The sequence below is a fragment of the Pantoea sp. RSPAM1 genome, from assembly GCF_038816185.1.
In the GTDB taxonomy this organism is placed as follows: Bacteria; Pseudomonadota; Gammaproteobacteria; order Enterobacterales; family Enterobacteriaceae; genus Pantoea; species Pantoea ananatis.
In genome coordinates this window covers 4,263,118-4,286,261 of record NZ_CP046137.1, presented here as the reverse complement: position 1 = coordinate 4,286,261, position 23,144 = coordinate 4,263,118, and the positions used below count along the sequence as shown (strand labels likewise).

17 protein-coding genes and 1 pseudogene are annotated in these 23,144 nt (G+C 50.7%); 14 read left to right on the top strand and 4 right to left on the bottom strand.

Annotation, left to right across the window (positions count from 1 at the left end):
- Positions 1-123: 123 nt before the first annotated feature.
- Both GKC68_RS20610 and GKC68_RS20605 read right to left on the bottom strand, forming a co-directional pair.
- Positions 124-1,458: a carbohydrate porin gene (locus GKC68_RS20610; protein WP_342656461.1), complete on the bottom strand. Its 1,335-nt coding sequence runs from the start codon at positions 1,456-1,458 to the stop codon at positions 124-126.
- A gap of 213 nt (positions 1,459-1,671) precedes the next feature.
- Complete coding sequence (locus GKC68_RS20605; protein WP_013024275.1) at positions 1,672-2,634, bottom strand: aldo/keto reductase; 963 nt, start codon at positions 2,632-2,634, stop codon at positions 1,672-1,674.
- A 388-nt stretch (positions 2,635-3,022) separates the two neighbouring features.
- Here GKC68_RS20605 and GKC68_RS20600 point away from each other — a divergent pair, with 388 nt between their 5' ends.
- A complete protein-coding gene (locus GKC68_RS20600) occupies positions 3,023-4,156 on the top strand; it encodes an endo-1,4-beta-xylanase (protein ID WP_342656460.1) in 1,134 nt (377 codons plus the stop codon).
- 101 nt (positions 4,157-4,257) lie between these two features.
- On the opposite strand, the gene GKC68_RS20595 is transcribed toward GKC68_RS20600, so the two are convergent.
- Both GKC68_RS20595 and GKC68_RS20590 read right to left on the bottom strand, forming a co-directional pair.
- Positions 4,258-5,919 (bottom strand): methyl-accepting chemotaxis protein, encoded by a 1,662-nt coding sequence (locus tag GKC68_RS20595; protein ID WP_288429079.1) that lies wholly within the window; start codon positions 5,917-5,919, stop codon positions 4,258-4,260.
- Positions 5,920-6,484: 565 nt separating this feature from the next.
- Entirely contained in the window at positions 6,485-6,697 is a 213-nt protein-coding gene (locus GKC68_RS20590) for a cold-shock protein (protein WP_014606872.1), read from the bottom strand.
- Positions 6,698-7,130: 433 nt separating this feature from the next.
- Between GKC68_RS20590 and feoA the strand changes: the two genes are divergently transcribed.
- The 13 genes and pseudogenes from feoA to GKC68_RS20525 all read left to right on the top strand — a co-directional run bounded on the left by feoA (position 7,131) and on the right by GKC68_RS20525 (position 23,140).
- Positions 7,131-7,358: a ferrous iron transporter A gene (gene feoA / locus GKC68_RS20585; RefSeq protein WP_028723127.1), complete on the top strand. Its 228-nt coding sequence runs from the start codon at positions 7,131-7,133 to the stop codon at positions 7,356-7,358.
- Positions 7,355-9,676, top strand: a complete 2,322-nt coding sequence (gene feoB, locus GKC68_RS20580) for a Fe(2+) transporter permease subunit FeoB (RefSeq protein ID WP_342656459.1) — start codon at positions 7,355-7,357, stop codon at positions 9,674-9,676. Before feoA ends, feoB begins: the two co-directional genes overlap by 4 nt.
- 852 nt (positions 9,677-10,528) lie before the next feature.
- Positions 10,529-11,527, top strand: coding sequence for a glycosyltransferase (locus GKC68_RS20575; RefSeq protein WP_047714766.1), 999 nt, complete (start codon positions 10,529-10,531; stop codon positions 11,525-11,527).
- A complete protein-coding gene (locus tag GKC68_RS20570) occupies positions 11,524-12,828 on the top strand; it encodes an oligosaccharide flippase family protein (protein WP_342656458.1) in 1,305 nt (434 codons plus the stop codon). The genes GKC68_RS20575 and GKC68_RS20570 overlap by 4 nt, the downstream gene beginning before the upstream one ends.
- 395 nt (positions 12,829-13,223) lie before the next feature.
- Positions 13,224-14,219 (top strand): glycosyltransferase, encoded by a 996-nt coding sequence (locus GKC68_RS20565; RefSeq protein ID WP_342656457.1) that lies wholly within the window; start codon positions 13,224-13,226, stop codon positions 14,217-14,219.
- A 595-nt stretch (positions 14,220-14,814) separates the two neighbouring features.
- Positions 14,815-14,963 (top strand): annotated as a pseudogene (locus tag GKC68_RS20560) (transposase); the annotation flags it as partial.
- Between the two features lie 825 nt (positions 14,964-15,788).
- Positions 15,789-16,643, top strand: a complete 855-nt coding sequence (locus tag GKC68_RS20555) for a hypothetical protein (protein ID WP_064366281.1) — start codon at positions 15,789-15,791, stop codon at positions 16,641-16,643.
- Between the two features lie 59 nt (positions 16,644-16,702).
- On the top strand, positions 16,703-17,122 hold the full coding sequence (locus GKC68_RS20550; protein WP_028723134.1) for a hypothetical protein: 420 nt from the start codon (positions 16,703-16,705) through the stop codon (positions 17,120-17,122).
- Between the two features lie 1,054 nt (positions 17,123-18,176).
- Complete coding sequence (locus GKC68_RS20545) at positions 18,177-19,091, top strand: ParA family protein (protein WP_342656456.1); 915 nt, start codon at positions 18,177-18,179, stop codon at positions 19,089-19,091.
- Positions 19,084-20,448: an SPI-7-type island replicative DNA helicase gene (gene dnaB-PI, locus GKC68_RS20540; RefSeq protein ID WP_128391822.1), complete on the top strand. Its 1,365-nt coding sequence runs from the start codon at positions 19,084-19,086 to the stop codon at positions 20,446-20,448. The genes GKC68_RS20545 and dnaB-PI overlap by 8 nt, the downstream gene beginning before the upstream one ends.
- Positions 20,445-22,157, top strand: coding sequence for a ParB family protein (locus GKC68_RS20535; protein ID WP_342656455.1), 1,713 nt, complete (start codon positions 20,445-20,447; stop codon positions 22,155-22,157). Before dnaB-PI ends, GKC68_RS20535 begins: the two co-directional genes overlap by 4 nt.
- Entirely contained in the window at positions 22,150-22,407 is a 258-nt protein-coding gene (locus GKC68_RS20530; RefSeq protein WP_104933041.1) for a TraR/DksA C4-type zinc finger protein, read from the top strand. The genes GKC68_RS20535 and GKC68_RS20530 overlap by 8 nt, the downstream gene beginning before the upstream one ends.
- Complete coding sequence (locus tag GKC68_RS20525; RefSeq protein WP_028722022.1) at positions 22,397-23,140, top strand: DUF2786 domain-containing protein; 744 nt, start codon at positions 22,397-22,399, stop codon at positions 23,138-23,140. Before GKC68_RS20530 ends, GKC68_RS20525 begins: the two co-directional genes overlap by 11 nt.
- The last annotated feature ends 4 nt before the right edge of the window (positions 23,141-23,144 follow it).

Here is a 23,144-nt window from a genome sequence, read left to right as displayed (position 1 = left end):
CGGAAGGGAAGGTCACCCGCACGGGGGCAGGTGAGCCAGCGTGGCACGCCGGGGCGCTGCCACGTGCACAATGTAACCTGCCAGCCGTATGCGGTCACCTGCCCGGCTGGCATGAGGGCGGAATCAGAAGTTTACGTTAGCGCTGATACCACCCACAAAGGCATCTTTCACCTCACTGACCGCACCCGGTGCCACCACGTATTGCAGGTTAGGACGCAGCTGCAGCCACCTGGTCAGCTGGGCATTATAGTAAATTTCATAGTTGTATTCCGACCCGTCCTGAATGGGCAGGTAGGTTGGACTGTTGAAGTCGGTTTGGCCGCTGGCGTCGTTCTGTTGACGCAGCGAGCGCGTATAGGCGCTGTTAACATGAATACGCGCGGCCCCCACACCAATCTCATCCTGCGGACGGGCATCAAACGGCCCTTTCCAGGTAAAGCTGATGGACTGGTAGTTATCTGTTTTAGAGGTTTTATGATCGTTCATGACCGCCTGAAGGCTGACGCCCAGGCCACGGCTGACATCACCGCCTTGTGCCGTAAGCTGCTGCTGTAACAGCACATAGCCGCCGTAGGCATGGTCTTTGCTCTGGTAGGCGCCATCACGCCAGCTGCCGTAGTTATCGCCATTTGCCGACGAGTAGTAGTAGCCGATGCGATAATTACCCGGCAGCTTCTCCGGGCCGAAAGTCGGTTTCCAGCCCAGTTCGACCGGCACCAGGTTGCCTTCAGAATTGCTGGTATCAAGACGGAAGCCGTCGCCCCGGTCGTAGTTCGCGCGGTTTTGATTATAGAAACCAACCTGGAAAAAAACCTCAGGGATAAAGTTAACCTTCACCCGTCCGCCCCACTGGGATACCGGCCAGTTGAACCAGCGATCGCCCCGCCAGTTACCGGCCTGACCGCTGCCGAATGCCAGGTTCTGAAACTTGCTGTCGAAGTTATCGAAGTCTTCTCCGACGGTGACGCGGCCGGCTTTAACATTCACTGTGTTATCGAACAGACCTTTGCTTAACCAGAACTGCGTCAGTCGCCAGGTCTGGCCGCGGCCGTAGACTTCCTGTGTCGAAGAGAGCATCCCGGTGCGACGGTCGGCAACCTGATCGGAGATGTTGCGACCATTACGATCGGTGATGGTCACCTGGAACTGAGTATCCTGCCAGTCGAGGAGTTTTTGCAGATCAAAATTGGCCCCGAAAGCCCATTGATCGCTGTAACGCATCGAGGTATGAGTATCGGCACCGCCGCCCAGATTTGCGGCGCTTTCCATGGTGTAATTAACGTCTAATTTAATGCCGTCTTGTTCCAGCTGTGTTCGCGAACCGTTCCAGTCACCAAACAGATAAGGTGAATCGTAGCTGAAGGCATCAGCGGCCAGTGCGGAGGCGCTTAGCATCGTAAACATCAGGGTGCCCGCGGCCAGGCGAGGCATAAACTGCACTGCTTTTTGCATATTCATAGTCGTTATTCTTGTGTGAATGACAGTAATTGACAGGGCAGAGAATAATGCTGACTAAATGTCAATTTTTGCAAATCCGTGCGTATATAACGTCAAGATAATAAGTAATTAACGCAAGTGTGACAGCTCTCTCTGAACGAATATGTTTTTAACAGAAAAGGCATTTATTGTGAGGCAGCGTAAAAAAAGGGATGCCGGAGCACCCCTTTCGCTTCAGGCTTTGCTGGCGCGGGAGAGTTCTTCAATCTCCTGCTTACTCAAGGCCAGTTCCGTTGCCTTTACCAGTTCATCAAGCTGTTGCAGGGAGGTGGCGCTGACGATAGGTGCCGTAATACCCGGGCGAGCAATCAGCCAGGCCAGTGCAACCTGAGTAGCCGAAGCATCATGCGAGGCGGCGACATCTTCAAGCGCCTCAACAATCCGCAAGCCGCGTTCGTTCAGGTATTTATCCACAATGCCCTGGCCGCGCTGACTTTTCGCGGCATCCTGAGGTTTCTTGTATTTACCGCTCAGAAAGCCGCTGGCCAGCGCATAGTAATTGATCACGCCAAGGTGGTTGTCGCGTGCGACCTGCTCCAGTTCACTTTCATAACCTTCACGGTCGTAAAGGTTGTATTCCGGCTGCAGGGTTTCATAGCGCGCCAGCCCCTGCTGCTTGCTGATATCCAGCGCCGCCTGCAACCGCTGTGCGCTGTAATTGGAAGCACCCAGCGCCCGCACTTTTCCTTCTTTGACCAGTGCATCGAAAGTGCCCAGCGTATCGGCCAGCGGCGTGGATTCGTCGTCGCGATGTGCCTGATAGAGGTCTATAACATCCGTTTGCAGGCGGCGCAGGGAATCTTCCACGGCCTGGCGAATATAGGCGGGTTTCAGCCCTTTTTTCTCTGGCGACATCTCTATACCGACTTTTGTCGCCAGCACGATCTTGTCGCGTTTGCCGCTTTTCTTCAGCCATTTGCCGATGATGGTTTCTGACTCGCCACCCTGATTGCCTGGTGCCCAGCGGGAATAGACGTCTGCGGTATCAATAAAGAACAGACCTTTTTCAACCAGCGCATCAAGCAGGGAAAACGAGGTTTTCTCGTCTACCGTCCAGCCAAACACATTGCCGCCAAAAGTCAGAAGCGGCACGTTGATACCACTGTTGCCGAGCTGGCGGGTTTTAAGCTGCGTCATAGCATTCTCCTTGGTTAAACGAATAAGGGATATCTTTTAGCTTAGCAAAGGAAAATCTTCGTTATTTAATTCGGCTTATCAACCCGTGCGCCAGGCGAATGCAATGTGCCGAGACCGACAAGAAGGGTGAGATGAATGTAGCCCGTACAGGGCAGACGGAAGGGTACGTCTTTTCATCTGTTTTACCCGCCAGCAGGCGCCGCCGATGCCAGCTGATAAGGCCACATTTTCCCGGCACGAAATCTGACATTGCTTTATTTACAGTCTGAAACGCATCTTAACCAGAATGCAAAGAATCGCGGCAGACGGCGAGGCCGGTTGGCGCTATAAAAAAGCAGGGGCCGGGCCAACGTGGCCGGAATGTTGCCCACTAAAATCCGGAGGCATCGTGGCACTACGTCATACCGATACCGTCTTTACCTCAACCTCGCCATGCCGACGCCGGTTTCTGAAAAGCAGCGCGGCGCTGATGCTGGGTGCCGCACTGCCGTTGCCGGTTCTGGCATCCATCCCGCCTTTTCCCGCCCTTAAAACTGTTGCGGCGCAAAGTCATCTGCTGTTTGGTTTTGCCGTCAGGCCCGACAGTCTGCAATCCGATGCGCACTATCGGCAGTTTGTGGCGAGTCAGGCGAGCATTATCGTCCCGGAAAACGCACTGAAATGGATGGCCGTCCATCCCGCGCGCGATCGCTACGATTTCGCCGGGCCCGATGCGATCGCCGCCTTTGCCCGCGAGCAGGGGATAAGGCTTCGCGGGCATACGTTTTGCTGGCACCGCGCCCTGCCGGACTGGGTACAGGCTATTGCTGATGAGGCTGAGCTGGAGAAGGTTTTGAGGCAGCATATAGCGACCGTTGCGGGCCGCTACCGCGGGCAGATTCACAGTTGGGACGTGGCTAACGAAATCATCAATCCCGCCGACGGACAACCTGGTGGATGGCGCAACAGTTTCTGGTATCAGCGGCTTGGTACGCGTTATATGGATATTGCCTGCGAGGCGCTGCATCAGGCCGATCCCCATGCGGTAATTTGCTACAACGACTACGGGCTTGAAAGTGACGATGCTAACGGGCAGCGAAAACGGGCGGCGGTACTGGCGATGCTGCGCGACTTGCAGTCCAGACACATCCCGATTGGCGCGCTCGGCATCCAGTCTCATCTTAAGGTTGGTTCCCATGCCGCCTTTGGGCCAGGACTGGCGGCATTTATTCGCGACGTGAAATCGCTTGGCCTTAAGGTGTACATCACCGAACTGGACGTGGATGACAGCAGCGTGCCGATCGAGAGCCGGCCGATGGCGGTTGCCGGTCTGTACAAACGCTATCTTTCACTGGTTCTGGAGGCGGGCGTTGCCGCTATTTTAACGTGGGGCGTTTGGGATACGCCACACCGCACGGCTGCGACACCGAAGGCGGGGGACGCGTTGGCGACCGGGCCACTGCTGTTTGGTAAAGACGGCAGCATTAAAGAGGCCAGTTGGGCGGCGCTTCATGTGCTGCGCGAATCACTTCAACACGGGTGACGTGCGTGCGGCTATCCACTGACGATAACGCAGCGGCGTCATCTCCATCATCTGATGAGAGGCTTAACCGCAGAGCGGAACCTTGCTCTGCGGTTAAGCGATCAGAAGGACTGCCAGTTTTCCGCTGACAGGCCAGCGCTGGTGCTCTCCGCTAAAGACTTCTTCAGCGATGGTTTACGCAGCACATTCTGACCGCTGGCCGGGGTTCTGCCTGTGTTAAACACCGCTACCGACTGACGTAACTGCGTTGCCTGATCCTCCAGCGATGCAGCGGCACTGGCCGACTCTTCAACCAGCGCGGCGTTTTGCTGCGTAACGCCATCCATTTCAGAGACCGCTTTACTCACCTGCTCAATGCCGCGCGTCTGTTCAGCCGAGGCTGAGGCAATCTCCGCCATGAGCTGCGTCACGCTGTTAACGGATTTTACGATGCTTTCCATCACATCACCCGCTTCTGACGCGTGCGCCGAGCCACTGCTTACGCGCTGCGTTGACTGATCAATCAGCACACGGATTTCCTGGGCAGCGCTGGCGCTGCGACCAGCCAGGGAACGGACCTCACCGGCGACCACAGCAAACCCGCGGCCCTGTTCTCCGGCCCGTGCGGCTTCAACTGCGGCGTTAAGGGCCAGGATATTGGTCTGGAAGGCGATGCTGTCAATAATGCCGATAATGCTCGCGATCTGTTTAGCGCTTTCACTTATCTGCTCAATATTATTAATCACCTTCGCCACAATTTGCCCACCCTGCGAGGCCATCACGGAGGCGTCTTTCGCCATGGTGGTTGCCTGCTGAGCATTTTCCGCGTTCAGTTTTACCGTTGAGGTGAGCTGCTCCATGCTGGCTGCGGTTTCCTCAAGGGCTGCGGCCTGTTGTTCGGTGCGCGAGGAGAGATCGGTACTGCCGGCAGAAACTTCTGCCGCGCCGGTAAAAATTGACTGCGTGGCATCATCCACAGAGCGGATGGTGACAACCAGCGCACTGCGCATCTCTTCGAGCTGGCGAAGCAGTCTGCCGGTTTCATTTTGACTCTCACTGGCGATCTCCTGAGTCAGATCACCGGCAGAGATAGCACGCATGTAATCCGTCGCCATGCTCAGCGGTTCCAGCAGCAGGGTTCTCAGACCGGCCCAAACAGTGGCAACGGTGACAAGGGTAATGATCGCGATAATCAGCAACGTCCACAGCATATTGCTGTAGTTGCTATCGTTTTCAGCGGCGATCTGCTTCATTAACTGGTAGTTCGCACTGCGCCATGTCTGATAAGCCTTATCCAGATTATCCTGAGCCTCCTGCGCATCAAGATTCCCATAACCCTGATAATTATTATTTTTCAGGAAGTCTACTGAGGCGAGCATTGTTTCGTGCATCTTGTTGTAAGCTGCCTCGACATTTTTTGTCACCTCAGCATGCTGACCCGGTAATGCGGGTGCAATCTTATAAGCCTGGAAATACTCATCAGCTTTATCGGCGGATTGTTTTGCCACCTCCAGCAGTTTGGCAATAGACGCCAGTGACGCCGGATCTTTCTGGTTTTTAAGGAAGCGAATCGCCACGCGGCTGATCGTCACGCGGGTTTTAATCAGCGTTTGTACACTGTCGCTCAACTGCTGTTGCTGTAGCGTAAGTTGTTCAGTATGCGAGAAATTTCGCCCGGCCTGACTGACTGAGGAATAAAAAAGAAAGCCCGTAATGGTCAATAGCGCACTAAAAAGAAATAATACGGCAACAATACCCGTCGTAATTTTAAGGTTTTTAAGCATGGCGGTAATCCCGATTAAAGGTGATAAAGGTTTATCGGTATTAAAATGATTAGCTTAATAGTGACGCGCTAAATAATGTGATCTATGACAGTAACTAAGAAATAAAAGCGGCTTTTCTGAAGAGAGAAGATGTTAGCGAGCCGTTGGGGGACATCGCTTCAATGATAAAAGGCAGCGCGGCTAAAATGTACCATCAGATACATTATTGTGATCTGGCAATAATAAAAAGGTCCAGGGATTGCGGCCATGCGTCGTTATTTTGCACAACACAGGCCTGTATTTTCACGCGAATATAATAACGCTTTGAAATAATAAGAATGGAAACGTGCTGCCCGGCGCTTTTCTCCCACTGGCATTATTCGTGCAAGCGATGCAGAGGTGAGTGGATGTCAGGCGTGATGGCGTAATGAAGGGCGAAAAATATTCTGGAAGGCTGCCGCGAGGGCGAATGCAGTTTATGACAGGCATAAAAAAACCCGCACAAGGCGGGTTGTTTTCACAACGACTTAACTGCTCAGGCTGTTGCCATCATCGCTATCGTAAGCGGTCGTGAGGGCATCAGCTGTTACAGAGCAACAACATTGCCAGCTGAAGGGCCTTTAGGGCCGTTCTCGATTGAGAACTCCACTTTCTGGCCTTCATCTAATGTTTTGAAATCGCTGCTCTGAATAGCAGAGAAATGTACGAATACATCTTTGCTGCCGTCCTGAGGAGAAATAAAGCCGAAGCCTTTATCAGCGTTAAACCATTTTACTAAACCAGTCATTTTAGTTGACATTGAGGTGTCCTTTTCATTTTGAGCCACACAAGGTGACGAAGATGGCCTGTTTTGCAGATTTTACTTATTGGGCACTTAGGAGGAGGCTCATGAAGAAGGGCATCTGGGAATGACGCTTGAACTGAGGACTGCTTTACTAAAACTGCTTTCATAAGGTCTGTGTTCCAAACCGATGTCGCTACACTATAGAGGTTGAACGTATTAAGCAAGGTTTAATTTTATTTAAGTCAGACAGGCCGGCGGCCATGTTGCAAACCCTGCCAGCGCACGGCCTTGCGCTGGCCTGGGCCCGTTGTTGAACAGGCCTGCTTATCCCGATCGCCGCCGCCACATTCATTTCTGCTTTCCTGGGGTTCTGCCCATCCAGATCAATAAACAAGAATAGTTATCATTTGTATAATCCCTTTCTGCTGTTACCGGAACGGATAAGGCCATGCAAATTACACCAGGTACAACCTATCGCATCAGGGGATACCAACATTCTATTCATCCCGCCTGGCGGCAAAAATTATTAACCATGGGCATGTTACCCGGCACGCTGATTGAGGTCGTTCGGATTGCACCGCTGGGCGATCCCGTGCAGATCCGCACGCGTCGCGTCAGCCTTGCGGTCAGGCAGCAGGACCTGGCGTCCGTCATGCTGGAAGAAATACGCCGATGAAAACATTGAAGATTGGCCTGATTGGCAACCCAAATACCGGCAAAACCACGCTGTTTAACCAGCTTACTGGCGCACGTCAGCGCGTCGGCAACTGGGCTGGCGTCACTGTCGAACGTAAAGAAGGGCAGTTTTTTACCGCCACAACGGATGTACGACTGGTGGATTTGCCGGGCACCCGCTCACTCACCACCTGTTCGGCGGACGGCTCTGTTGATGAAAGCATCGCCTGCCGATACCTGTTTGACGATCGTGCCGACCTGATTGTGAACGTGGTCGACAGTTCAAACCTGGAGAGTCATCTTTTTCTGACGTTTCAGTTACTGGAACGGGGGGTTCCCTGCATTGTGGCGCTGACTATGCAGGATATTGCGGACAGCCATAACATTTGCATCGATCTCGCGGCACTCTCAACCCGTCTGGGCTGTCCGGTTGTCTCCCTGACATCTACCCGTGCTGACGGCATTGCTAAGCTGAAAGACGCGATTGACAGCTGGCAAAAAGAGATCGCGCCGCCGCCGGTGGTGTACCCGTCCGGGATCGAAGCAGCGATTTCCCGGCTCTGCGCTATGATGCCCGGCGATATCAGCGGGCAAAAACAGCGCTGGCTGGCGTTACAGCTACTGGAAGGCGATATTCACAGCCGTGAGGTTTGTCCTGCGGCTGTAGCGCATTTGCCCGAGATTATTCGGGCGGCTGGTGGCGATCCGGCGATGGCGATCGCCGACAGCCGTTATCAGGTCATTGCGACGCTCTGTGCCGCCGTCAGTAATATTCAGCAGTCAGCGCCGGGCGCGCTGACTGAAGGACTGGACAACATCGTGCTCAACCGGTGGGCAGGTATTCCCGTTTTTCTGGGTGTGATGTACCTGATGTTTGTTCTGTCGATCAATATTGGTGCCGCCCTCCAGCCACTATTCGATAGCGGTTCGGTGGCACTGTTTATTCATGGCACGCAATGGCTGGGTTTTCACTTTCACTTTCCTGACTGGGTGACGGTATTTCTGGCACAGGGAATCGGTGCCGGAATCAATACCGTGCTACCGATTCTGCCGCAAATTGGCCTGATGTATCTGTTTCTCTCTTTTCTGGAAGACTCCGGTTACATGGCGCGTGCGGCATTTGTTATCGATCGCCTGATGCAGTCACTGGGCCTGCCCGGTAAATCCTTTGTTCCCTTAATCGTCGGCTTTGGCTGCAATGTACCTTCCGTTATGGGCGCCCGCACACTCGACACACCCCGTGAGCGCTTACTTACGGTGCTGATTGCGCCCTTCATGTCCTGCGGCGCTCGTCTGGCCATTTTTGCTGTATTTGCCGCCACGTTTTTTGGGGCTTACAGCGCCAGCCTGGTCTTTTCCCTTTACGTGCTGGGCATTACGGTGGCGATTATCACCGGGTTGATCCTGAAACACACTCTACTGCGTGGAGAAGCGTCTCCGTTTGTGATGGAGCTGCCCGTCTATCACCGTCCCCATCTCAAGAGCCTGCTGATCCAGACCTGGCAGCGCCTGAAAATGTTTATCATCCGTGCCGGACGGGTCATCATTTTAGTGAGCATGGTTATCGGTCTGTTCAGCAGCTTTTCGTTTAACGGATCGACGGTGGACAATATCAACCAGTCCGCCCTGGCCTCAGCCAGCAAAGTCGTTACGCCGGCACTGTGGCCAATTGGGATCGCTCCGGATAACTGGCAGGCCACTGTGGGCCTGGTCACCGGCATTATGGCAAAGGAAGTGGTGGTGGGAACGCTGAACAGCCTCTATGTCGGAGAAGATGTGCAAAGCGGTGCCTTTGATCCGCAGCACTTTGATCTGTTCGGTGAGCTGGGCGATGCACTCACAGAAACCGGCAACAGTCTGCAAGCGGCGTTTCGCCTGAGCGCGCTGGCAAATCCTATTGAGGCCAGCAAAGGAGACAGTGAAATGAATGCCAGGCAGATGGGCGTGATGAGTGCGAAGTTTGGCAACGGCTTTGCCGCTTACAGCTACTTAATTTTTGTGCTGCTTTACGTGCCCTGCGTCTCGGTTATGGGGGCGATTGCCCGCGAGGCCGGAAGAAACTGGATGCTGTTTTCATTCTTTTGGGGTTTGAATGTCGCCTGTTCTGTCGCCACGCTGTTTTATCAGAGCGTCAGCTTCCGCAGCCACCCTGGCGTGAGTGCGCTTTGCCTGATCGGTGTCGTAATGGTCAACGCTGTCGTGTTTGTTCTGCTTCGGCGATTCAGCACGCGCGTGAAGGTGACGCCTTTTTCCAGCGTGGCAAGCTCAGTGGGTTGTGGGTGCTGCCAGGGATGCGCTAAACATGAGCATACCGGTTAACGCGTTTGCCGTGCGACGAATCAGCGCCCGGAACTCGCCTCTGTTGCTGTTGGCGTGTTGGGCGCAAGGGTACGACGGCAGGGCGTTGTCAGTTGCCCGGAACCTGAAAACCACTGTGCCCGCTGACAATAGCCTTAGTCACGCGGCAGTGGATTGGCCCCAGCCTGTTTCAATTCAGGTACAATACATAGTGCGTGCTCATCGGCCCATGTGAGCATGAAGGCTACCGGCCAAAATGTGATGTTTAAAAAAACAGGCCGTTTAAGCAAAAAAGGGTATTCGATATATCAGCCGCGTGAATATTTAGCGTGGCGATATATCTTCAATACATCGATGCATGAAGTTAAACGTTAATTAAACACGATGGCGTCTTCTGCTTTATATATTTATTTAGTTGTGGACTTTACTGTTTTTTTAGTTATGCAGCCTTTAGCATTTTGATGGCTATTATAAGGATATTCTTATTCCTGAGACAGAATCCCCACTTCCTCTCAGTAAGACTACGATTAAGAGAGTCCTGATTTCGCATTGTAGGGCGGTTTGCAGAGCCGGCTTATTGCGAAAACGATCCGCATTTATGTAAAGTGGAGATTATCCTTCTTTATGCATTACAGAGGGTATCTCAGGCCCTTTATAAATTACAGAATACTCCTAATTTATCTTTTAATGTTCTGTTTTATTAGGTTTTTTCTATACCTGAATCTCTTGAAAACATTTTGATACAAAAATTGACGATGTGCCTACATACGACTGATTTAGAGTAGCCAAAAATTGTTCAAATAAAAAATAGTTGGGACTATCTGGCCCTCTCTCTGCATTACATTTTAATAAATTTGTCACACCAGAGGTTATATGATTAATAATCAGCAGGGCCCTTTAGTGTCATTTATTGTGCCCGTTTATAATGGCGCCGAATTTATTGCCCGCTGCGTTGAGAGTATTCTTAAGCAGCCACAGGCTGAACGCTGTGAACTGATTCTGGTGAATGATGGATCCAGCGATAATTCACTTGAACTGTTGAATGAATACCAGAATTATCCTGGTGTGTTGATTATCGATAAGCCTAATGGCGGGGTATCTTCAGCGCGTAACCGTGGGCTGGACGCCGCAAAGGGTACCTTTATTTCTTTCGTTGATGTTGACGATTTCTTGCCCCCACGTGTACTTGATACCTGGCTGATGCTGATGAAGGACGATGTGATGTTAGCCGTAGGCGAATCGCGTACGTTTTCTCATGATGGGGAACCTCTGTCAGAGGTAACAGAAAACGACACACAACGCTGTATGAGCGCGGATAAGGCGATTAGTGAACTGCTGTATCACACACCCAGGCACGGTCTTTGCGATAAGTTTTTCCGCAGAGACATCGTGCAGCAGCAGCAGTTGCGCTTCCGTGAAGATATCTTTAACTTTGAAGATCTGTTGTTTGTCATCAGCTATTTGTCCGCTGCGCGCCACGGGCAGGTCGTGTTTAGCCGTCGTGTGGTTTATCACTATGTCGAATCAAGAAACTCTGCCACGCGTTCGGATCTAAAAGAAAAACACTTCACCTATGTCCGGGCGTTTGCCGGAATTAAAATGTTGCTGCTGCGCCCCCATGAACGCTTTTACTACTTTTTGTTCCTGAAAGTGACCGCTTCGCACATTTACAAAGCACTGCACAGTAGGGAGTTCAACGCTGAGTTTGTTAAGCAATACATCGATCTCTACCGTCAACATTACCGTGCTTATTGCGCCGCTGGTGTCATTCCGGATGCATGGAGCCTGTACTTCACCTTCTTCTTTCTGTCTCCGCGGCTGGTATCGGGGCTGCGTCACTTCGCACAGAATGTGCTGAGGGCACGGTCGTGAAACAGAAGCTACAAAACTCCCTGTGGATGATTATTGAGAAGCTGGTTGCCGTCTTTGGGCTGATGTTCGTCACCTCTTTTGTGGCGAAATACGTGGGGCCTGTGACGTTCGGCGTCATCGCGATTTCGATGCTGATATTCCAGTTTATTCAGTCGGTCGCCATGATGGGCTGCGACGTCATCCTGCTCAAACGCATTGCGCAGAATCACCGCTCCGGCATCCGGCTTATGGTGCCCGCCGTCATGCTGGTCTTTACCATCTACTGCGTATTGTCTGTGATTGGCATCATCGTGATGCGTGAGGAGATGAGTGCTCAGGCTTTTGTCTTTATCTGCGCCGCCGCGCTGGCCTGTCTCTTTTCGGCTATCGACCTGATTAACATCTATAACGAAGCGGTGCTGAATGCCAGGCTGAATGTCATCGCGAATCTGACCGGACTGCTCATCAGTCTGGGCATTCGCTATGGTATTTCGTACTACCAGCTCGCACCTGAGTTGCTGGCGATTCCTATTGTTCTGGCCACTTTTATTCCTTTCGTTATTAAAATTTGCGTATTTGGCTGGTATCACAGGCGTTCTCAGGTGCGACCATCGCTTCCCAGGCTGAGCCATATTCGCCGTTACAGCCGCTATATCCTTCAGGCCGGGCGTTCGCTGGTGATGTCGGTTATCGCAATTACTATTTACACCCGACTCAGTCAGCTCAGCGTCTCATGGTTTTTAGGTCTGAAAGAGGCGGGTATTTTTTCGGTCGCGATGACGTTGTCGGTGGCGTGGGTGTTCTTGCCTAATGCGCTGCTGGCTTCTTTCTATCCGGCTCTGTTTGCCGAACGCGATCCTGACGTGGCCGTGGTACGGGCCCAAAAACTGCAGTTGCTGGTCATTGCTGTCTCACTTGGTGTGATCCTTGGCATCATTCTTGTCGGCCCGTGGTTTATAGCGCATTTCTATGGCGCGGCCTACACCGAAGCGATTGCACCCATGGTGCTGTTAAGCGTTGGAGCCATGTTCGGTGTGCTGAGCAGCGTAATGGACAGATTCATCATCAAGTACAACGGTTATCGTTATCTGATCAAAAAAACGTTTTGTGTGTTGGTGGTGTGCCTGGCAACGACGGTAACGTTGGTGCCGCTGTTTGGCATCACCGGAGCGGCGATAAGCGTTGTCATGACCGAGTTTATGGCTTTCACCGTGCTTAATTATTTTTTCCGTGGCCAGCCGATGATGAATATTCATAAAATATTCATTCAGCCGGGTAAATTATGGTTGCTGATTAATCGAACGTTATTTTCTGGCCGATAAGTTAAAGTTTTATGAAAGGTATTATTATTTTTGAGGAATAATACCTTTCATCATATTGAAATACATTCATTGAGATTTAATTTCCTCGTCGATTGTCGATAGGCTTCAGGTAAATATTATTTTTAATAATCCTGCAAACCTGCGGGAGGCGTACATATGCCTTTATTCATTATTTTATCTACAGTATTTGATTAAGGTTAATTACCGATCTTCGTTGCCGGAATTATACCTGTTTACAGTCAGTTTAATTTAGCGCTTTTATACTGTGATTGTGGATTTATAAATAATTAAAAAGCTCATTTTCTCCAGGGAGATAAGGAATGAAGGCGGCTAAACAGCGCCAGTTTTCCTCTGCCCGATAGTGCCATGACGTATGCTGGTTACGAGGTTTTAAAATGAATGATAAATATTTATTCAGTATAATAATACCGGTTTATAATGCCGAGAAAACGGTGATGCGTACGCTGCAAAGCCTTCTTCTCCAGACATTTAAAAATTTTGAAATCATTCTGGTCAATGATGGCAGTAAAGATAACTGCGCTGCGATCCTTGAGGAGTTCAAACAGTACAATAATGTTAAAGTCATTACTCAGGATAATGCCGGGGTTAGCGTCGCCCGCAATACTGGATTGGAAGCGGCATCGGGTGACTATGTTATCTTTATCGATTCCGACGACTGGGTTGACAGTGATTTCCTTGCTGTATTTCATCAGCACCTTTACTCAGACATTCCACAACCTGTTGATCTGATGGTAGGGAACCTCAAGTGCGATCGCGTGGGCGACCTTACGACTTACGGTTATTTTACGCAACCCGAGATTCCGGCCGTCCTGGGCGAGATAGAGCTAAGCGATAATATTGGTTATCTTCATAACAAGTGTTACAGAAAAAAAATTATCGATGATTTTAGTATTCGCTTCACTAAAGGCATTTCAATGAGTGAAGATCTCCTGTTTAATCTTAACTATTTCTACTACATCGATAACCTGTTTGTTTTCGACAGTGCCTCCTATCACTATGATGATGTAGAGAACTCGCTTTCAAAGAAACGCGTACTGTATGAAGAGCTGCTCGATCGTAAACATTATCTCAACGACTTATATCAAAGGCTGCTGGTTAAGTATAAACATGGCGATATGACCCGCTTTTCTACTGGAATAACCAAACGTAAGCTGACGCTGGATATGCAGATCGTGACCGCGATGTACTACACCACGCTGAATATCAATGAGGTGCGTAATAGCATCAAGCGTATTAAAGAGAAGCGTTATCCTGAGAATGTCCTGGGGCTGTTAAACAGAAGCGAGAAAGTGAAGTATCATGTCATGAATGTCAATGCCAGAGCGGCCTATCTGGTGCTTTATATGCTCTACAGATTACGTTTTTTTTAAGATTAACACTGTCGCCTTTTTTATTATTCATTACCAGGCCTTCTGGTGCAGGGCGGGGCATGTTGTTGTGTTAACTTTACCTGGTTTTGAGATTTCCGGATCGCCAGCATCAGGCGCCGTTTTTCCAGCGCCAGTTTGTTAAGGCATGCATAAGAGCGCGGGCTGTTGAATGCCATCAGCCAACGCTCTGTGATTTTGCCAGATTCAGTCAGTATCCTTGAGCGATATAATAACCCGTCTGGCATGTCGTCACGTCCAGTTGAAACGCGAAAGAATAGCACGCTGGTTGGGTTTTATCGCGTTGATCAATGCCAGCATCGGTCAACGACCCATGAGATTGATGGATTATGATACGCAAGCGTAATTCATCCCTTCTTTGATTAGGGGAAAAAACGCCATCAAGGACATCATAATAAGTGGCTTCAGACTCGCGTTCTTTCCAGATGTCGTAAGCTGAACGACAGACGAATGCCAAAATAGCCGCGATAGCGTGTGGCCTGATGCCTTTTAAAGAAGTGCCCCCCATTTTGTGTGAATCGCCACGGGTTTAACCGCTACCTCAGCGTCAGTTGGAATGACTTAAGGAGAGGTGTCCATGAGCGGTAAGCGTTATCCCGAAGCGTTTAAAATCGAAGCAGTGAAACAGGTCGTTGATAACAGCCATTCTGTTTCCCGTCTCGCACTCCCCCTCGATACCCCAACCCACAGTTTCACGCTGGGATAAAGGCGTCCGGTCCGGATTCTTTCTGTGATAATGAACAGTCAGAATATAAATTAATAATTCTGAATCGAATGCATGAAACGCGAGTTTGCAGAACTGGAAAGAAATTCGAAGGAATTAAACGATTCAAAAAAAAGTATTTAATAAAAAAGATCAAAAAAACAAAGGGGTAACGTTATCGGCAATCCTTCAGATTTAAATTAATAGCAGCCTATGTAATTTTTTGTAAGTTTTGCGCTTGCATTAACCATAAAAAAAGCATAGAAAGGTTACAATTTAGCAACATTCAATAATGTTTTACATTGACACACTTGATAGCTTTCACTTCTGTCTGGAGAGAGAAATGAAAAGACTTTCTGCGTTGTTAACCTTAAAATCGCTAAATGGATGTGCAGCATCGCCCCTGAGTCATTTAATGATGAATCAACGATATCAGACAAGGTCGGATATTGCTGCATCATGGGTAGGAGCATCGGCAGATGACCTTATTATGTCATGGGGACCACCACAAAGCAGCCAAACCCCGAGTCATGGCAGCAGCATACACGCTTATCTCTACAGGTGGCTATTAAAGGGTAGCGACTCAACCCCATGGGATTATATCTCTGAGTATGCAACCTGCGTTCAACGTTTTCTCGTTAAGAATGGCTTAATAACCCGATGGTATTCTTCTGGCGATTGTCCGAAAAGGCCTGAAGACGCGAAGCTAATTCCAGACACAGCGATAGCCAAATCAACATTAAAGCTATCTGATGATCATATTGATACCAGATCAAACGATGATGCCAGATTGACCTGATATTCACTTTCCTTAAAGTTCCAGGGCAACAGAATACTTGAAGGTTAAAATGAAAAAAGGCAAACAAAACACGCAATTATGCTTTATAAATAACTCAAAAATAGCTTTTCCCAATCACAGCATAAAAGCATTTTTTTCAGCGCTTATAGCGTTTAATGTTTTGACTTTTTCTGGCGGAGGCGCTTATGCCCAATCCACTGGAATATTACCTGTCTCCGCTAATCAGGAAGATCTTAAAGAAAATGGTGACAAAGCCTCTCAATCAGATAGCAGTGCTAACGCGCTTCCTACAATGCACGTGGTACTGGAATGGGAGTGGTTGCCAAATGGAGAAAACCTTGCACGCAAGAATTATCAAGTGAAACTTGATGCCTGCAAAGGGGCCGGCATGCCTTTCAAAGCGCTTTCAGCGCAGGATGAGGCCAGGCTGGGTAAGGGAGAGGTAGAGATATCCATTGATGGACATCATCAGGTTGCTAGGGAAGTCAGCTGGACGATGAGCGCTGAGGGTGAGGATGCTCAACATGCCTGTTTGATTACACTCGAAGAACACACAGACCAAAACGAAGTTAAAGATGCTGCAGAGGAAGGAATGTATCAGGCTATCGACAGCGACAGTCGCATTCAAAATCATCAGAATGCCCAGTCTGTCGGCTGGAAAATAACGGGAGAAAAGCAATATAAAAATATTCCCTGTACTGCCTGGAGTAATGGTAAACAAGAGGTCTGTATGTGGTCAGGTGGATTAAAATGGGGATTTGATGATTCACCAATGGATACACAGGGATGTTCTGTCAGTACTGCCGGTGATTTTCTTACTTCTATACCTGTTGACGCGAAGCCTGTAAGCGGTGCTAGCGGATGTTTATTCAAGCTCAAGACATTCAATATTAACAAAAGCTAACTCACCTTTTTTATCGATTCCATAAAACGGTCAGTCGTTCACAACTCATGGAGAAAAAAATGAAAAGCATCATGTTTCTTTTCACAATAATGTTCGTATTGACAGGATGTAGCACATCGGGTGGGGAGGATAAATTTAGCCGCACTTACGTTTCGTCCCATATCATAGTCAACAAAACCACACAGGCTGAAGTTAAAGCGCTTTATGGTGTGCCTGACGATCAAAGTTCATCCTCAGATGGTTCGGTCACCTGGCGTTACTACAAGGGTGGAAACTTAAGCACTGCATCAAGTGTTCTGGGATATATCCCGGGTGCCAGTGCTCTCTCCAGCGCCGTTGGCATGGCTTCGGGTGCACAAAATGCCTCTGATTCAATGACAAAAGCATCCGGCAAACTGACTGGCAATACGGAGCAACATAGTGATTATTTATCCGTATGGTTTGATAAAAACAACGTTGTAAGTAATTGGTTTATGTAAAACTGGAAGTTAAAGAGGGTGATGTTATATGTCACCCTCTTTTTAAAGTTTTTATTGCCTATACTTTACGACTGACTTTCGTTTTTTATGAATAATTGATGTAGAACGGATTTCGCCGTTAGCGCTCTGGCACCGCGCCGCCTCAATCAGATTTAACCTTATCATTATATCCTAACGTCTGATCCTGACCCCGAGTTTAAGCCAGTCATAATCAGGGCTAGCCAGTTTCGGTCTGGCTGCATTAAATGTATTTGGCAGAGAATTAAATGCCCTGTACGCCCGTCCATTTTCAGTAATGCGTCGGTCACACATTGAAAAAAATGTCAGGCTCTGTTCTCAGGTGACTGACATCACACTTTAAGACGTGTCCGTTGTGCATAAATTTATCTAAACAGCGATGAATATTCTTTTCCGCCAGAAAAAATCAGAGCCTGAAATCAGCAACTCGCAGCACTCCGAGACGGATTCCTGTTAGCTAATCAATGGACAGGCCGCGATCACGTTATTCCCTCACAAGGTTTTGCAGGGCGGATCCGATATTAGCGTCACGCTTCGCTAAACCGCATAAAACTGTTTGCGGGCCTTTACCGAACGCCATTTCCCCCCACATCTGCAAAATCACCTGCCGGGAGGGTAATCCCGAAATACAACCCTACTGGCGACGCGTGTCGTGCTTGCATGGGTTGCCAGAGCATGAGGTTTTTCGTTGAATGATGTTGCTGCAGCTTGTCAGGTTTATCGGGCAGCATGTCAGTGCGGATGGCGTATTGATTGGGGTCCAGCGTTTATCGAACCCACGAGCTTGCAGCTATGCTCCAAAACCCAGATATAAAAAAACCCGCTGATATTCAGTGATATCATCGGGTTGATTTAACGTACTGATTTTTTATGTCTCCGGACTGACTAAGCTATCCCAAGACAACAATATGGTGCCCGAACCCGGAATCGAACCAGGGACACGGGGATTTTCAATCCCCGTGTCGTAGTGTTAAATTTCGCGGCCAAAAGTTATCAATATGTTAAGTCGAACCTGTTCAATAACAGGTAAGATTAAATGCATTCAAAATCAATAAATTGCGCAAATCCTTCAAGGGTTAAAGTTATCCCTGTCGTCTCGACAAAGGGCGGTGAAGGTAAGTCCACTCAAACCGCTAATCTTGGTGGATTTCTGGCCGATGCAGGTCTGAAAGTTCTCATCATCGATGGTGACCATGCCCAGCCTACCGCCAGCAGTATCTACCCTCTAACTTACGAAGCGCCCTGCGGTCTTTACGAATTGCTCATGCAGACCGTCGACCTTTCCATCAGCGATAGCATTATTTCCCGTACGTCTATCAACAATCTGGATGTCATCATTTCAAATGACCCCCGCAACCTTCTGCCAACCTACATGCTCAATGTTGCTGACGGACGCGTTCGTCTACGCAATGCACTGTCAAATTCAGTATTCAGCCAGTATGACGTCATCCTGATTGATTCTCAGGGATCGCGTTCAGTGATGTCCGAGCTGATAATTCTGGCTGCCACCGGTGAAATGATAGGAATGGTCAAACCTGCACTGCCAGATGTGCGTGAGTTTCTTCGTGGTACGGTTGCACTGATGGAGGAGCTTATACCTTACCGGGCCTTTGGTATTAACCTTCCCGCTATACGTATGCTCGTGAACTGCATGGATTATACGCTTCTGGCTAAAACCACGGTCGAACAGGCTGAGAGCATCATTCTTAGCGGGGGTTACAGTCAGCATTCAGACAAAATCCGCATAGAGATGCTACAGACGCGCATCTATGACCTAGATGTTTACAAGCAGGGTCATGCATCCGGATTACCGGTTCACCGGCTTGAAAAGAAAACATCCCGCAAGAGTGATTCCGCTTTAGATTCCATGCATAAACTTGCCTGCGAACTGTTTCCCGAGTTTAAAGATCGCTTTGACGCCTTTACTGTTAGCGGAGGGGTTCATGTCTGATAACCGCCGGAACATTCCCGGACTGTACTCACGGGATGCGGAACAGAGCGTCATTGGCGGCCTGATGCTGGACAATGACTGCTGGGATGAAGTTGTATTGCGCATCAGCGCCGATGATTTCTTCAATAAGGTTCATCGCGAAATCTTCAGGTCAATGTCGCACCTCGTGGCGGTAGGCCGGCCTATTGACCTGCTTACGCTGTCTGAAAGTATTGAAAGCCGGGGCAAAGACTCACTTGAACTGCTGGGCGGTTTTGCCTATCTGGCCGAGCTAGTCAAGAACACCCCGAGCGTGGCCAACATTACGCACTACTGCGACATCGTGGCTCGTTACAGTCGCGGTCGCCAGCTGGCAGCCATCGGTAGTGAGATACATGAATCAGCCACCGCGCCAGGCGCTGACATCGCTGTCGCGATGGAAACGGCCGAGCAGAAAATCATGCAGCTGGCAGAGCGGGCCGAGCCGCAACAGGGCGTGACCATCATAGACGGACTGGAAAAACTGGCAGCCGAGCTGGAACGACGCTGTCAGACGTCCGATGGTATTACCGGCACGCCGACGGGGTTTGACGAGCTGGACGCTTTCACCAGCGGTCTTCAGCCAGGTGACCTCGTTCTCGTCGCGGCACGCCCCTCCATGGGAAAGACTGCGTTCCTCATCAATATCATCATGAATTCTCTGATGAAAAAAACAGAATCCAACGGCCAGTTTTACAGTCTGGAACAGCCAGAAGAACAGATTCTGATGCGCGTGGTGTCGTCGCTCGGTAACGTTGACCTGACCCGCATGAAAAGCGGAATGATGGACCAGGAAGACTGGGCCCGCGTCTCAGGTGTTTTCAAATTGCTGACAGAGGATATTAAAGATCGCCTGCTCATCGATGATACCAGCGGGCTGACGCCGGCGATGCTTCGCGTCCGTGCGCGACGTACTGCCCGACGTTACGGCAACCCTTCCATCATTGGCCTCGACTACCTGCAGCTCATGCGCTGTCCGGATCAGGAAAACCGCACCCAGGAAATTGCCGAGATATCACGCTCCCTCAAAGCACTTGCGAAAGAGATGGCCTGCCCGATTGTTGCACTTTCCCAGTTGAACCGTGCACTGGAGAGCCGGGCAGATAAGCGGCCCAACAACGGCGATCTGCGTGACTCGGGGGCGCTTGAGCAGGATGCTGACGTCATTATCTTTGTTTACCGTGACGAGGTTTACAACGAAAACTCCCCGGATAAAGGCCTGGCTGAACTCATCATCGGCAAGCAGCGCCAGGGCCCTACCGGCACTCTGCGCCTGCGCTTTGAGGGCCGGTACACCCGCTTTGAAAATCTCCAGGTCGATGCCGGGAGGTCTGCATGAGTAACGTGCGCAACCTGAACCTGGGCACAGCGATGCTGCAGCGGGGGAAATCGCCTGTACAGCAGAGTGACGGTGCAGCCTCGCCGCTCGTACCGGCTAGCGAAATGGCCATGGTGTTGACACTTGATCAGCTCCGGCCCAATCCGGACAACCCCCGCAATGCAAAAAATCCCCGTTACGAAGATATAAAGGCTTCTGTAAGGGCGCGAGGTCTGGACTCTGTACCTAAAGTCACCCTAGATCCGGACGGTGATGGCGTCTATATATTCAGCGATGGCGGGAATACCCGCTATCAAATACTGTGTGAACTCTGGCAGGAGACGGGTGATGACCGTTTTTTTCGTGTTCACACTATCTTCAAACCATGGCCGGGGCGCCTTAAATGTCTCATTGGTCATCTGGCTGAAAATGAGGTCAGGGGAGATCTCATCTTCATCGATAAAGCTTTTGGTGTTCATAAGGCCCGGGTTATCTATGAAGAGCAGTTAGGACGTAGTGTTACCTTAAGGGAACTTTCGGAACTGTTGGGTAAAGAAGGTTATCCAATTGATAATTCAAGTGTCAGTAGAATGGAAGACACGCTGAATTATATTTACCCGTATATGCCCCGCATGTTGGAAAGCGGAATGAGTCGCGGGCAGGTTATGCCATTGCTCAGCCTGCGTTCCTCAGCACTGAAGGTCTGGAAATCTTTCAGTGGCGACGTCAAACCCAGGGTCACTCTCGATGACGTTTTTGGAGAAACCTGCCGTGTGTTTGATGAGCCGGACAGCTATTCCCTGGAAGTTTTCAGAGATGAGTTCATCGGCCAGTTGTTAAAAGCTCTGCCACACCCCAGCCTCAACTATGACCGCTGGCTGATTGAGCTCGACCCTAAGGAGCAGAAGCGCCGCGAGCAGTTTGGTGAGCCTCCCGCCATGCCGTCGCTGACGCCCACTCGCCTGTCAGAAGGTTCTGGCGGGAAGGCTCCACCTGTCACCGTACTTCCGGATGACCCGACCGCCGTCACGCCCGTCACCGGCCTGCGCTCAGGCACCCTCACTGGTTCAACCCGCCCCGACCCCGCTCCTGAGCTAGTTGGCCTTACAGTGCTGCCAGACAGCACTGGCATCAGCGCCGGTAGCCTTCCCAGAAGTGAAATCCAGAATGACCTGTTCGGTGGCCGCCCTGTTTTTACCGGTGATGCAGTAAACACAAACATTGAGCACGGCGCTGAAATAGTTTCTTCGGACAGCCTTTCCCTTATTTCTGCGTTCGATGATAAGGAGAATACGGTGCCTGTATGTACCGGCTCCGTGACCTTTGCCGAAACCGGTCTTGAGCCCGTCAGCGACATCTGGCTGATCCCGGCTATGCAGGATGATGTTGAGCATCTCCAAGACATGGCCTATCGGCTGGTCTACGAAATTGCCGAGGGTATGGGCTGTGTAAGCGACATCAGTGAGGACAAAAGCCCTAAGTCTGCCGGTTTTTCCGTATCCGGCAGCAGCAGAGAATTCAGCCTGTTCCTTTCAGGCCTGTCCGGCTGCCTGCCCAATCAGCAGTGCAACATGTTCATGTTCTGTCTCAATTTTTTTGGTTCACATAAACCGGCTGACACGCCGGTATTTGACGACGTCATGGTGGTCAAAATGATGCGCCTTATCCGCATCGTTCGCCGCCTGCGAGAGCTGCAGCGCCTTGCCGCAAAAGGGGGAGAAAATGTCTGATGACCTGAATGACGAAATGGCACAGGCCAGTACGGCTTTATTCATTCAGCGCGGTATTGATGCCGTCCGCTCGCAGCTCCGCTCTGACAGGCCGTCAAACGAGTTCTGTGAGTGCTGCGGTGCTGACATTCCTCTTGCCCGTCAGCGTGCTGTGCCGGGTGCGGAACTCTGCGCCGACTGCCAGTATCTCGAGGAGAAAAAGAGCCGCCACATGGCGGGCGGTAACGGTAGGGGTCGTCATGGCAGATAAGTCAAAACTCACCCGGCGCATCCGTCGCCTTATGGCCCTTGGGGCGAAGAACAGCAACGACCATGAAGCCGCCCGGGCGGTTGCGCTGGCCCAGCGGCTTATGCGCCGTCACGGCCTGAATGACGAACAGATTACGCTGAGTGAGATAGGTGAATCGGTCTGCGAACAGCTGACCAGCAACGCCGAGAAAGTGCCCGCCTGGATGCACTCGCTGGCCACGGTGGTGTGCATGGCCACGGGCTGCCGGTGCTGGTTTGGCTGGTACGGCTATGTGAGCCCGGGCGGACTGCGCATGATACGCCGGTCACTTCATTTTTACGGCTTCGGCGAGCGCCCCGAGCTGGCCCTCTATATTTATACCGTCCTGCAGCGCAAGCTGCGGGCGGCAACCGACATCCATATGTCTACTTACCGCAAGCGCCGCATTCTCAGGAGCACGCTGCGCGGCCGCGCCGACCAATTCCGTGAAGGCTGGGTCTCCGGCGTGTGGCAGGTTCTGCAGTCCTTCAGCACGCCTGACGGTGAGAATCAGGTGCTGCAGCGCTGGCTGGCGCAGCGGCATTCGGGACAGGCTTTCTCCGCGCTTGTCACGCGCGAGGCGAAAAACTGCCGCGGCAACATGTCGGCACGCACGGCGGGATGGTTTGCAGGCCGTCAGGCCGAACTCAGTCACGGCCTGACAGGGGCGCAGGCTAATAAGCAGCTTACGGCGGGAGACACGCGTAATGATTAACACA

Coding starts and splice junctions, on each gene's coding strand:
- GKC68_RS20610 (WP_342656461.1), bottom strand. CDS start 1,458: ATGAATATGCAAAAAGCAGTGCAGTTTATGCCTCGCCTGGCCGCGGGC.
- GKC68_RS20605 (WP_013024275.1), bottom strand. CDS start 2,634: ATGACGCAGCTTAAAACCCGCCAGCTCGGCAACAGTGGTATCAACGTG.
- GKC68_RS20595 (WP_288429079.1), bottom strand. CDS start 5,919: ATGCTTAAAAACCTTAAAATTACGACGGGTATTGTTGCCGTATTATTT.
- GKC68_RS20590 (WP_014606872.1), bottom strand. CDS start 6,697: ATGTCAACTAAAATGACTGGTTTAGTAAAATGGTTTAACGCTGATAAA.
- feoA (WP_028723127.1), top strand. CDS start 7,131: ATGCAAATTACACCAGGTACAACCTATCGCATCAGGGGATACCAACAT.
- feoB (WP_342656459.1), top strand. CDS start 7,355: ATGAAAACATTGAAGATTGGCCTGATTGGCAACCCAAATACCGGCAAA.
- GKC68_RS20575 (WP_047714766.1), top strand. CDS start 10,529: ATGATTAATAATCAGCAGGGCCCTTTAGTGTCATTTATTGTGCCCGTT.
- GKC68_RS20565 (WP_342656457.1), top strand. CDS start 13,224: ATGAATGATAAATATTTATTCAGTATAATAATACCGGTTTATAATGCC.
- GKC68_RS20555 (WP_064366281.1), top strand. CDS start 15,789: ATGAAAAAAGGCAAACAAAACACGCAATTATGCTTTATAAATAACTCA.
- GKC68_RS20550 (WP_028723134.1), top strand. CDS start 16,703: ATGAAAAGCATCATGTTTCTTTTCACAATAATGTTCGTATTGACAGGA.
- GKC68_RS20545 (WP_342656456.1), top strand. CDS start 18,177: ATGCATTCAAAATCAATAAATTGCGCAAATCCTTCAAGGGTTAAAGTT.
- dnaB-PI (WP_128391822.1), top strand. CDS start 19,084: ATGTCTGATAACCGCCGGAACATTCCCGGACTGTACTCACGGGATGCG.
- GKC68_RS20535 (WP_342656455.1), top strand. CDS start 20,445: ATGAGTAACGTGCGCAACCTGAACCTGGGCACAGCGATGCTGCAGCGG.
- GKC68_RS20530 (WP_104933041.1), top strand. CDS start 22,150: ATGTCTGATGACCTGAATGACGAAATGGCACAGGCCAGTACGGCTTTA.
- GKC68_RS20525 (WP_028722022.1), top strand. CDS start 22,397: ATGGCAGATAAGTCAAAACTCACCCGGCGCATCCGTCGCCTTATGGCC.